At 52.7% G+C, this 11,911-nt stretch carries 10 protein-coding genes; 6 read left to right on the top strand and 4 right to left on the bottom strand.

The features are described 5' to 3' along the window. Positions 1-61 precede the first annotated feature (61 nt). Together G9Q84_RS13615 and G9Q84_RS13610 are read right to left on the bottom strand one after the other, a co-directional pair. Positions 62-997 (bottom strand): EamA family transporter, encoded by a 936-nt coding sequence (locus tag G9Q84_RS13615; RefSeq protein ID WP_181643522.1) that lies wholly within the window; start codon positions 995-997, stop codon positions 62-64. Positions 998-1,319: 322 nt separating this feature from the next. Continuing rightward, positions 1,320-1,832: a hypothetical protein gene (locus G9Q84_RS13610; protein ID WP_032885281.1), complete on the bottom strand. Its 513-nt coding sequence runs from the start codon at positions 1,830-1,832 to the stop codon at positions 1,320-1,322. 397 nt (positions 1,833-2,229) lie between these two features. Here G9Q84_RS13610 and G9Q84_RS13605 point away from each other — a divergent pair, with 397 nt between their 5' ends. From G9Q84_RS13605 to G9Q84_RS13590, 4 genes are all read left to right on the top strand, one after another. Then, the gene (locus G9Q84_RS13605; protein WP_032885280.1) at positions 2,230-2,712 is read left to right on the top strand and encodes a GNAT family N-acetyltransferase; all 483 of its coding nucleotides are present in this window, start codon (positions 2,230-2,232) and stop codon (positions 2,710-2,712) included. Between the two features lie 234 nt (positions 2,713-2,946). Continuing rightward, on the top strand, positions 2,947-3,702 hold the full coding sequence (locus G9Q84_RS13600) for a bestrophin-like domain (RefSeq protein WP_095184640.1): 756 nt from the start codon (positions 2,947-2,949) through the stop codon (positions 3,700-3,702). A 318-nt stretch (positions 3,703-4,020) separates the two neighbouring features. Beyond that, the gene (locus G9Q84_RS13595; protein WP_032885278.1) at positions 4,021-4,476 is read left to right on the top strand and encodes a VOC family protein; all 456 of its coding nucleotides are present in this window, start codon (positions 4,021-4,023) and stop codon (positions 4,474-4,476) included. 174 nt (positions 4,477-4,650) lie between these two features. Next, on the top strand, positions 4,651-5,082 hold the full coding sequence (locus tag G9Q84_RS13590) for a bleomycin resistance protein (RefSeq protein ID WP_095184644.1): 432 nt from the start codon (positions 4,651-4,653) through the stop codon (positions 5,080-5,082). A 173-nt stretch (positions 5,083-5,255) separates the two neighbouring features. Here the strand turns inward: G9Q84_RS13590 and G9Q84_RS13585 are convergent, their stop codons facing one another. After that, positions 5,256-5,816, bottom strand: coding sequence for a thioesterase family protein (locus G9Q84_RS13585; protein WP_032885276.1), 561 nt, complete (start codon positions 5,814-5,816; stop codon positions 5,256-5,258). Between the two features lie 1,278 nt (positions 5,817-7,094). On the opposite strand from G9Q84_RS13585, the gene G9Q84_RS13580 reads away from it, so the two are divergent. Together G9Q84_RS13580 and G9Q84_RS13575 are read left to right on the top strand one after the other, a co-directional pair. After that, positions 7,095-7,910: a hypothetical protein gene (locus G9Q84_RS13580; RefSeq protein ID WP_181643521.1), complete on the top strand. Its 816-nt coding sequence runs from the start codon at positions 7,095-7,097 to the stop codon at positions 7,908-7,910. Between the two features lie 622 nt (positions 7,911-8,532). Next, on the top strand, positions 8,533-10,185 hold the full coding sequence (locus G9Q84_RS13575) for a methyl-accepting chemotaxis protein (protein ID WP_181643520.1): 1,653 nt from the start codon (positions 8,533-8,535) through the stop codon (positions 10,183-10,185). A gap of 262 nt (positions 10,186-10,447) precedes the next feature. Here G9Q84_RS13575 and G9Q84_RS30020 read toward each other — a convergent pair whose 3' ends face one another. Continuing rightward, a complete protein-coding gene (locus G9Q84_RS30020) occupies positions 10,448-11,140 on the bottom strand; it encodes a methyl-accepting chemotaxis protein (RefSeq protein ID WP_256226071.1) in 693 nt (230 codons plus the stop codon). Positions 11,141-11,911: the final 771 nt, after the last annotated feature.

The following is an 11,911-nucleotide window of genomic DNA, read 5'->3' as shown; positions in this document are numbered from 1 at the left end:
GGGTTCAAAAGAGTCCTCCGCGTAGTCAGCAGCGACTTTCTGCAAGGGCTAGAGGCACGCTTCAGGCCTTGGCGGAACGCTGAGCGGACGTGCGATACGTCAGCAGCACAATTCCTGTCACCACGATGACGCCGCCAGTCACCTGACCGGCGCTGAGCATTTGATCGAGCACGAGCCAGCCCATCAGCAACGTCGCCAGCGGCTCAATGTTCATCACCGGCGCATTTCGCGGCATATCCAGGCGCGGCACCGACATGAACAGCACGATAAAACCGGTGCCGTAGAGCACGACCAACGTGGCCAGCGCCAGCCAACCGGTCAGGCTGGCCGGTGGGCTCAGGCCGTCGGCAAGGGCGCCACTCCAGCCCGCAAGGTTAACGCTGCTGAACACAATGAAGATTGTCAGCAGACTGCGCACCGAACCCCGTACCTGGGACAACTTGTGATCGGTGATCCACAGCGCGCAAGCGAATACAAAGGCAGCGCAGAAGGCGAGGGTGACGCCGAGCAGCCATTGCGGGCCGATGTCGGCGTCGGCTGAAAGGCGAGCGGGCACGTCCAGCACGAACACCAGACCCACCAGAATCAAACCCATCAGCAAGGCGGTGCGCGCCGTCGGACGTGGGCCGCCTAGTGCCCAGGTCAGCAGCGCCAGCAAAATCGGGAAAACGTTGGCCACCAGCAACGCCAGCGCTACCGGTACGCGGGCTACGGCGGAATAGAGGCACAGGCTTTGCGCGGTGATGAGCAGGCCCAGCAGTAACTGCCAGCGCCATGCACCCGAAGGCAGGCGCAGGCTTTGCCGTTGCCAGAGTACCAGCGCGCCCAGCACCAACAACGTACCGCCGGAGCGCAGCAGAATAGCGAGGAGAACACCGGCGCCGTCGTCGAAGGCCACGCGAGCGGCGATGTGGTTGCCGGCGAAGGCGCAGCCCATGCAGAGCAGGATCAGCACGGCGATGTGGCGGGGGAAAAGATTGGGGGCAGGGGGCGTCATGGTAAGGGCTCGGGCAGTGGCTTCCATCGTCGAGGATGGCAAATTATTTTTAGGTTGTCGTACAACGCTGTGGCGGATTTGTAGCGTGTTTGGGGCGAATGGGCAAGGGAGGTTTTTTGTGGGATGACCGCGGGCTTTGTTTCTTATGGACTTAACAAGATTGTTTAGGTGATTGCGTTGAGGTAGAGATAGACAGGGCTGAGCAGGAGAGGTCGTATGACTATTGAGGGCCTATTGAGTAATTCGCCATGCGCGACCATGAGGCCCGTTTAATATCGTTCGGGTGCTGGCAAGCGGTCGCGCAGTGCAGAGGTGCAATGTCTCACTGGAGCGTCGGTAATCGGTCCAACGCACAATTTCGGTCCATTTTCGGCTCATCGGCCATGGGGACGCGCGCGCCCGAATCGACATTGAATATGTCAATGTGACAACCGCTCAGCGCGCCCGGGCTGTCGACAATTCCTCCTTTGATCACGTAACGCGCGCCCGGCGCAAATTGGCTGACAAACGCTATGCTGCACGAGCGATTGGCATTGGCCGCACCGCGCATCACCAAGTGCAGCGGCTTGCCGGCTTCAATCGGAAAGAAGCCCTCCGGCGTCGATACGTTCTTATAAACGGAAACCAACTGCCCTCCCTGCGCAATCGCCACGGTTCTGCCGTATTTGCAGGCCATTGGAGGCGCCTCGACCAGGGACACGCTGTTTCGATAATTCTCCATCGACACCAACTCGCTACGGATAAGCGCCTGAGGCGCCCCCGCGGGCACGAGGTATTTCGGTGCTGGGGCGCAGCCTGCAAGCAGCAGAAGTGAACACAGGTAGAGAGGCTTCATAATTTCCTTATCAAGGTCGGTAAAGGGCGGCCTCAACTAGCCTGATGAATCAGAATGGGTCAAGCAGTAAGTGAGAAGGATAGATACCTGACCCGGTTTGAAATAAAGGTGAATCGCCCTTGGTTTATTGAATAGGCGCAACGGTTGCTCTTGGCCGAGGCTGTGTAAAAACGGTTTTCTACGCAATAGGCACTCAAAACTGGACTGAAAATCGCGCTTCTGTGCGAAATTCACATCTGCTGATGTGCCGATAAATTTCGGATTTAACGTAGATGCGCACACTTCAATTTTGGCTAAGCGGTTTTATACACTCTGGTCCAGAAGTGGACTCTCAAATTTTTCTACGGTATCTGGGCCGCTTCAATGGCTCCCCAGGATAAAAGTTGGAGCACAAAATATGCCCGTCGCACCCAATCAGAATTCCCCAATCATTTTGGTCCTGGCTCAACAGAGCGACTTGGATAATCTTGTAGCCATTCGAATTGAGGCCATGCGCGAAAGTCTGGAGCGTGTTGGTCGATTTGATCCAGTCCGCGCGCGCGAGCGGTTTGTTAGTGGTTTTGAGGCTCGCAACACACGCTACATCGAGGCGTCTGGAGAGAGGGTTGGTTTCGTCGTGATCAAGCATCAACACAATGAACTCTTGCTCGACCACTTGTATGTGAGACCGAGCGCGCAAGGGTCAGGGGTAGGGTCTGCTGTTCTCACTCAGATTTTCAAAGAGGCGGATGCGGCTGCGCTCCCTATTAAAGTGGGTGCTCTCAAAGAAAGCGCTTCGAATCGCTTTTATATCCGCCATGGCTTCCAATTCATCGGAAGCAGTGAGTTCGACAATGACTATATTCGACAGAGTGTTCCGGCGATCGGCCCAGATTGCTAGCTGGATGCGATGCACCTCGACGTGCGCTTTGACACACTCTGGACCATAAGCAGACGCTCGTGATCTGCTGCCTTTCATGATGGGCAGAGCTAGACCAACACCAACTGATAATCACCGCCGGTGTTCAAACCAGTACTGAAGTCATTTCTGGACGGTAACTGCCGAGCAGAGTTCTGAAAACACCCAATGGTCTATCCTTCAAGACTTGACGCAAATTGATCAGGGCCCTGATGTATGAACGCTCTCTGGATCGCATTGGCCATTTTTGGGTGCCTGGTTGCCTCCTCGCTTCTCATGATGTTTTGGTACCCAAGACTGGCATCCCACCACAGGGATGACGACACCAACACCGTAATTCGTCTAGTCGCCAATATTTTTGTGGTTATGACATCGCTGGTCTTTGGCTTGATGATTAATTCTGCCAAAAACACTTTCGAGTCCATTGATGCAAACTTCCATGGGTACGCAACCAGCATGATCATTTTTGATCGGACGCTGCGGGGCTATGGCGATGCGGCACAAGACACGCGCAATCGTCTGATCACCTATCTTGAGCGCGCTATCGAGACCCCGTATCGGGGAGACGAAGCGCTGCAGCATCGAAACAGCGAGGCGGCTAAATACCTGGATGACATAGGCAAGTCATTGGCTGTTATCAAGCCCCCGGACCGCTACCATGAAACGATGCTTCAGGATATTCGTCAGCAATATCATTCGCTCATCGAGCAACGCTGGAGGATCGTCGAGCAGTCGGAGGGAGCGATTCCTGGCCCCCTTATTGGGATGCTTGTTGCTTGGTTGACGCTCATTTTCGCTAGTTTTGGATACCGCGCACCCCGTAATTCGATGGTGATAGGAATGTTCATAGTCTCGTCATTGCTCATTGCGGCTTCCGTATACCTTGTGTTGGACATGGACGTGCCATTTCATGGTCCTATCCAAATATCCGACGAACCCCTGCGCAGGGCGCTCGCCGTAATGCAGCTATAGGGGAGCATGACGGGCAACGTTTTGAGTAGTGGCCTCGGAGCGGGATATATCGATGTCTGCTCTTGGCCGATCGTTGCATTTCGCGAGCGGCAGCTTTGGGTCGGAAGCCGCGCCTTATGAACGACGGATTTCGGCCATACGCGGGCAGTCACTTTTGTTCGCCATCAAGCGATGGACAGCTCCTCGCTTACCTCAGTTTGAACGCGGGTTTATCGCCGAATTGGCGCATTGCTACACCGACAATATGGACTCATGAAGTCCATGGAATTTTGAGGGTCTCCGGCTCAACATTGACGCCGGTTCAACAGGGAGGCTGCAATGGATCTGAAGTTCAGTCACGTAGATGTACTGGTCAATAATCTCGAAGAAGCCTGTGCTTACTACGCACAGATACTTAATGCCAGGATATCCAAAACGCTCGTTTGGGAACGAGGTGGCCTGCATGTGCGCTACGCGATAGCGCTGATCGGTCAAGAGCGTTTCATGTTGGTACAGCCATTGGCGGGGAACCTGAGGGAGCTATTAGACTCCGCGGGAGAAGGGATGATTTATCGCCACTGCTATTCGACGCCGGACATCGAGAAGGCCTACGACGAACTGATGGTCGCCGGTGTTCAGCCACAAGACGAAAACGGAAAGCCATTGGCCCGCGCGAACCTGCAATCCCCATCGGGGACACGCATTATCTGGTTGCCCAAGCGCTTTGGGCACTTCTCCATCGAAATCCTGGAAGACAAGGCGTTAGAGGCATTTGTAGAGGATGCATTTTCCTGAGTTATGCGGCGATGAAGGTCTGCTTGCGGCCAGAAGCTGCCACTCAAAGCGACTCGATAACTCCCACCCAAGCGTGCATCATCATGCGCACCACGATCCCGCCCTGGCAGCGAAGCCGTAGGTGCAGAACCTGCCCGCTCACAAAAACAAGCATTTTGAAATGGAAGTCATCTCATGTTCGAACGTAACAAACTGGTTCCGGAGTTAATGGTCACCAACCTGGATAGCAGCCTGGCTTTTTGGGTTTCTCTTCTGGGGTTCAAAGTAGCTTATCAACGTTCGGATGACGGATTTGCGTACCTTGATTTGAATGGTGCTCAAGTAATGCTTGAGCAGATTGATCCGGACGCGGGTCAATGGCTGACTGCGCTATTGACCAAACCGTTTGGAAGAGGCATCAACCTACAGATTGATGTTGAGGCTGTCGCACCTATCATCCAAAAACTTGTTCAGGCTGGATTTCCACTCTATCGAGAATGCAAAGACACCTGGTATCGGGCTGACAAAATAGAAGTAGGTCAGCGCGAATTCATCGTCCAGGATCCCGATGGTTATCTCGTAAGGTTGGTAGAGCGGTTGGGTGAGAGACCGGCTTGCTCAATCTGAACCTAAGCCAAGCCGACCGTCAGCTTTGGGTCGATAGCTGCCGGTGGCGACTGGCAGTCATCGGCCAGAAGCGGCCACTCAATGGTGTCTATAGCGCAATTCATCCCCTGAATGACCTCGGTTTAGGACATAGAAGCGTATACCAATGAGTGGGGGCTCTTAACATCAGCAGGTTAGCTGGACTGCTGATCGCTGATGCTTTCTTCTTCTCTGAGTTGGCCACTCATCGCATCGCAGCTAGCCGACCACGATGTCAGCCATTGCGGCATCGCTGGCGACTTTTCGGGTAGTCCCAACTCCCGAACAAATTCGCCTGGTGGAATAATCCCTTTAGATGCGCGAAATAGACCCCGCATTACTACAACTCCGATCACCCGTCCTTTGCTCAAAAACCGATGTTCCATAAAGCTCCATTTGTCGTCCCAGCCCAGCATTCTGGTGTGGACTTCAAACGTTTCAAACAGCTTAAGCTCACGACGAAATTTACCCCAGGTGTCCCCTACGATTGGTAGCGCTTTCGTTCTAATAGCCACTCGATACGCACCACTGCGCAGAACGAAATCCATACGTCCGACATCGGCGAGTGTGAAGTATCGGCCATTGGTGACGTGTCGATTGAAGTCAAGATCTAGAGGCCATACGCGCATTCGGATGACGGTTGACCCCAGAGCTTTTACGGGGTTGCGCCACGGTCGGCGGAGTAGCATGAACAGAAGCCGAAACCATAGATTCATAAAAAACACCGATAGTTGAATGATCGGTGCACTTTAAAGAGTGAGGAGTGGGCTAGGTAGGTCTGAAAATGACTTAATTTGCCTTAAAAGTGCATTTGAATCACTGCTGCCAGAGGATTAGTGGTTTTATGGTGAAATCTGGCTCCAAGGCTATAACCGTCCGGGCAACACACCTTCCTAACAACGTCACTTGATCCTCAATTGGGTTTCATTACGTCGCCTTAGTCCTAGCTGAAGGCGGTTGAAACTCAATTGAGCGAATGGCCGCGACTGGCCGACTTCTGCCTTTCGCCGCCGTCAGCTTTGGGTCCAGACCGCTGGCCTACCCGACTGGCCTCTTCTCACTATCACACATTGGAAATGTGTTTTAGGCACGTCAGCGCTGGTGGGAGACCGAAGACATAGAAATCATTGGCTGAATCGTGCCAGCAACCTCTGCGCGTAGACAGGCGGTCATCTTTCTACCGAAACGAGCCGAGAATAGTGTGCCGACGGGCAATGGCGAAAATTAGTAACTCAACCTATGTACTATGACTATGGTGATAACCGGTAGCGGCAACCGGGACCACTGCGCAAGCTATTGAAATTGAAGGGGTACAGGCTGGATATGTTTTAGTTCCTGCAGGTTGTGAAATCTTTACTCATCCGATGTGTTAAAAACACCAACCCTTGGCTTAAAGAATTCTGGTTACCTGCCGATATAAAGGTTGAGTCTTGCTATTTTTTCTATACAAGACGACGCGGAAGGACAATAGTTATAGTGACTATCAAAATTAAAGGGATATTTATGAGATTCGCTAAACTGTTCGGGGCAGCAACTTTATTCGCCTCTATGATTGCATGTGCCCAAGCAGGCACAATCGTCACCGTGAAGTTGAAGGACTCTACGACTGGTCCAGCCGCGTACACTTTCGAGTACTTTTTCGGGAGTGTAGCCCCCACTCCAAGTACGATTCTGCCTTCTGCAACGACGACATTTGCCCTGACCAGTGTCGCTGATACGGTTTCAGGAATGCGATTCGTCTATACTTCAGGCAATAAGAATGTCGTTTTGCAGCAAGGCACCAGGTCAATCCAACGACTAAAACCTCTAGCTTGACTAAAATGGGCACTAGCACTGGTTCAGATAACGCTACTTGCAACGCCAATGTTACAGCAATTCAATCGGCGCCTCCCTATAACTACACTGTCGAATATGAAATAAAATAATCCGACATTTGTATAGGCACCCTAGCTGAAGATAGCTCTCGTGCTATTTTCAGCGCATGGAGTATTACCATGGATATTTCGATCAAATCGTATCAAGCAAGTACACAGGCAAAGCCTTCTACACAAGAGAAGCTTCCTTCGTCCAACCCTGTAAATTTACCTTCAGGGGATTCCGCCCTCAAGACGACCGAGACCGTCACAATCTCCGATTCTGCACGGGCACTGTACGCATTAAGTAACGCTGATGACAAACAATCCTCTATGTCCAATAGGGATTTAAAAGGACAATATGCAAAAGGTCAGAGCGATATGTACAATTTCGGGCAGCGGATTGCTGGCGGGAATCTTAATAATGAGGATCTACTTCCCAAAACAGACGACCCCACCCGTTTGGCGTTAGGTCTGCAGTCACTAGATTACGCAATTGGGCTTTCTAAACTCCCCCCCGAAAAACTTCCAAACCCATTTGAAGGTCTGGCCCGAAACGGGCTAAGCAATATTGTTTATGATGATTCAGGAACCTATACAGATGCAGAACGATATGCCGCTTATGGGGAGCTTAGTAAGCAGGATGAAACATATTTCTCCAAGTTGTACGCCAATATAACGAACGGCGGTGACAACAGTGAAATCTTCAAAGGCATCATGGACTATTTCGATGATCTTCCAGGGGTCGAGAAAGCGGCATACCCTGATGGCTTTAGGGACAGTATAAAAAGTCTTTACCAAGAGCAGTTAGGACAATCGGGGCCGCTCGCCCTGCTCAGGCAATCGACTGAAAACGACTCTGATAAATTGTCCCCGAGCTTCTTCAACAAGGAACAATCACCGGAGCAGATGTTACAAGCCGTCTTAGAAAAAGCGACTGCTCTTTCGACGATCTGACCAGTCCAAAGCAACCAATGTGTCGCTGCACGGATCAATGACGAAGCGTTTTTACACACTCTGGGTCGAAAGCCGTCTTTCGTGAATGTCGGCTAATGGCCGAAAGCAGTCTTTCATGAACCACTGCAAGCCCCCAGGCGTGCTCCTCTATTCGCAAGCACAAGCTATGGCCAACGTTAAGCATTGCCACTGTCTGCAAAAGGGTGCGGTATTTCGACCGATTGGTGCGACCGTAAATCTGACGCGCATTTCGAACAGTTAGGAGGCCGAGACCTTGGTTTTCAGCAGATGCTAAAAAGCCCGCCAGGGCAACCTTCTCTGTAGGAGGCTATTGAGCCTGTGGCTCATTATGGGGCTCGATAAAATGTAATTGAGTTAAATACAAAGCGGTTCCTGTTTTAACTATAGAGTTTGAAGTAAATATCCACCCTAGAATAAAAATCCATTCATATAGATGCGTTTAGATGGTGCGGTAGTTCGATTGGATTGTTTGAGTTTCAATTTAGTACTTTAGTACCGTAACCCGATTTAAGTCTTGAATTACTGCCATCTGGCGCCGCATAGTGTCAATGCGCCATATCCCTGGCTGCGCCGTGAGAATACTAAAAATCGGAGAGTCAGCATGTTAAATTCCTTGTCGGTGCGGAAGAGGTTGTTGTTAAGCTTTGGCTTGATGGTAGTGATTATTTTTATGATCTCTGCATTTTCTGTCACTAGCTTAAATGGATCAAATCTACGCTTCTCAAGTTATGTTGATGGTTTGAATAAGCGCATGGGCCTGATGAATGATCTATTGCTCGCTGCGCAGCAACGTGCGATCTCAGCACGAAACCTCGTGCTGGTTACCTCGGCAGCTGACAGACAGGCCGAGGCCGATACCGTAAATATCGAACATCAGAAGGTTAAAAGTATTTTGTCAGCGTTAGTAGCTGGAGTCGCTGCATTGCCTCCATCCGCTGATGGTAATAACGCTCGGAGCTTAGTTGCTAACATTGAGGAGATTGAGAAAGCGTATGGTCCGATTGCTTTGGAAATCACGCGGTTAGCCGTTGCTGGCGATGAAAAAGCGGCTATTGATATGATGAACAACCAATGCTTGCCACTCCTAAAGAAACTGGTGGCTAGCGTTACAACTTACAAGAGTTTTAACTCAGGTCTAGCGCTGGCTAACATTAGTGATGCGCAGAACGATTATAAAGACACCCGTAATCTTCTGATGTTTTTCTGCGCAGTAGCAATTGTCATCGGGGTAGTGCTGACTACTCTAATAGTTCGTGGCTTATCACGTGCTCTTGGTGCAGAGCCAACTGTCTTGTCCACGATCGCTCAGCGCGTTGCCAGTGGTGACTTGCGCCCGATTCTTGAAGCGAAAATGTCAGCGGCCGGCAGTGTGCTGTCCTCCTTGGGTGAAATGCAGTCACGCCTGAGCCTGCTTATTAGTCAGGTTAATACGTCATCGGGCGTAATTTCTGATGCAGCCGTTGACCTTTCCGCAGCGACAGAGCAGACCCGCATCGGGGTTGGTAATCAGAGAACTGAAATCGACCAAGTCGCCACTGCGATTCACGAAATGGTAGCAACCACCCTCGAAGTTGCACGCAACTCTGAGGAAGCAGCCCATGCGGCGCTCACCGCTAACCTCCAAGCGCAGACCGGCGGAACCATGGCAAAAGAAGCAATAACCCAAATAAAACGTCTCGCATCTGAAGTATCAAAATCTGCCGCAGCCATGGCACAACTCAGGATAGAGAGCCTGAATATAGGCGGGGTATTGCAGGTCATAACGTCTGTCGCCGATCAAACCAACTTGTTGGCGTTAAATGCCGCTATTGAGGCTGCTAGGGCGGGCGATGCTGGTCGAGGATTTGCGGTGGTGGCCGATGAGGTGAGAACGCTCGCCAAACGAACTCAGGGCGCAACCCTGGAAATTGGAGCGCTGACTGCCAATCTGCAAAAAATAGCCGAAGAAGCTGCTGGGATGATGGAAGTGTGCCGCGGTTTGACGGATGAAACGGTAATACAGGTTTCAAACACTGGGGGCTCGGTTGAAACCATCGTGGAGATGATTGACAACATCCAGCAGATGGTAAGACAAATCGCTACTGCAGGTGAGGAACAAAGTTGCGTCGCGGAAGAAATTAACCGGAGTGTTACGTCGGTTCGCAATATTGCGGATGATTCAGCTTTATCGTGCGAACGAACTGCCCGTTCAAGTACTAACTTGGCCGAGCTCGGAGCCGTGCTACAGCAGCAAATAGGTAACTTTAAGGTTTGACGAGTTTATTAAGATTGCGTCTATGAATTGAGGGGCACTTGAGTTGAGCCACACTCAGCATTACGGTCAATAATCAGCGCAAGCACCTACATCAGAACGACCTGTATAGCTTCTCGACCTCGTATTCTCTCTTTAGAACTGGGTACGCAAGCGGCGGAACTCGAACCGCTGCTATTGGCCTGAAGTTATCTCTCACGACGTATTTCAAATAGGCCCAAGCGCGCGATCAACACAACGCCGAGGCCTTTCGAAGATCACCACCTCACGGATGAAACCGGCGCCCCAACGCGTCTAACCGCACCGCAATCGGCGGCAGTTGTTCGCTGCTCCTGGCCAGCATCTCTACATCCTGTGCCGTGCTCTGCGCGATGCCCTGCACCGACTGCAAGCGCCCGACGATCTCCAGGTTTGCTGAGGTCTGTTCCCGCGTAGTGCTGACGATCCGCCCGTTCAGCGCATCGATTCGGGTGATGTCATTGCCTACTGCCTTTAGCATTTGCACCGCAACCTGGCTGTCTTCCACGCAACGTTCTACGCCCTGGCGGCTGTCCTGCATGGCTTCGACGGCTTCGCGGCTGCCTTGCTGCAAGCCTTCGATGATGGTTTTGATTTCCTGGGTGGAAACCGCTGTGCGTTGCGCCAGGTTGCGCACTTCGTCGGCGACGACGGCGAAGCCGCGGCCTTGTTCACCGGCGCGGGCGGCTTCGATGGCGGCGTTGAGGGCGAGGAGGTTGGTTTGGTTGGCGATGCTGCTGATGACGTCGAGCACCGAGCCGATCTGTTCGGCCTGCACGGCCAAGCCTTGAACGGTCTGATGGGTGTCGGTGAGGCGTGTGGCCAGTTGGGTGATTTCGTGTTGGGCGCGGCCGACGCTTTCCTGGCCGCGCAGGATTTGTTGGCTGGCGACGTCGGCGTGCGCGACCGCTTCCTCGACGTGCACCGTAATGTTGCCCATGGCGTGTTCCATGCGCTGCATGGAGTCAGTCATTTGTGCGATTTCGGCCAGTTGGTGGCGTGCGCCTTTTTCCAGGGTGCCGCTGGCGTGGGCCAGTTCTTGTCCGAGTTGGCCGAGGCCGTGGGAGTCGCGGGAGACGCCGTCAATGAGCCCGGTGATCTGTTGCAGGAAGTGGTCGAAGCGCTTGGCCAGGGACATATGCGCCTTGCCTTCACCTTGTGCGGTTTCCACGGTGAGCTGGGTGGTGACAGCGAGCATTTTTTCGAGCATTTCCTGGCTCTCGACGGCTTCGGCCTGGCTGTGCACGGCGAGGTAGAGCAGGGCGACGGTTTCCATCACCACGTAGAAAGCATGCACAAACACCATGGTCCAGCCGCCGTGGTGTTCCATCACGAAGACCGGGAAGCCTTGATGCTGTAAGGCATGGAAGACCACGTGGTGCACGGCGATGGTGAGTGCGGCCACGAGGATCGGCAGCCAGTCGCGGTAAAACGTCAGCACCGCCAGCAGGGCGAAAATTCCGAAGTGGGCTTCGATCACGCCTTGTGCCTGGTTGATATGCAGCGCGGCCATGACCATCAGACCAGCGCCCAGTGCGCAGCGCATCACGCGCGTGCCGCCGATGGCGCGGTAGAGCGCGGTGAGCAGCAGGCTTGTGCCGCCACCGACTACGATTGCTTGGATCAAGGTGTCGTGCCAGAACGCCAGGCCTACGGAGAACAGCGTCATCAGCCAGATCAACGCCAGCATGATGCGGTCGGCTTTGCGGTA

It is taken from the genome of Pseudomonas sivasensis, from assembly GCF_013778505.1.
Classification (GTDB): Bacteria; Pseudomonadota; Gammaproteobacteria; order Pseudomonadales; family Pseudomonadaceae; genus Aquipseudomonas; species Aquipseudomonas sivasensis.
Note: the sequence above shows the minus strand (reverse complement) of the source record. Positions and strands in the feature narration are given on the sequence as shown.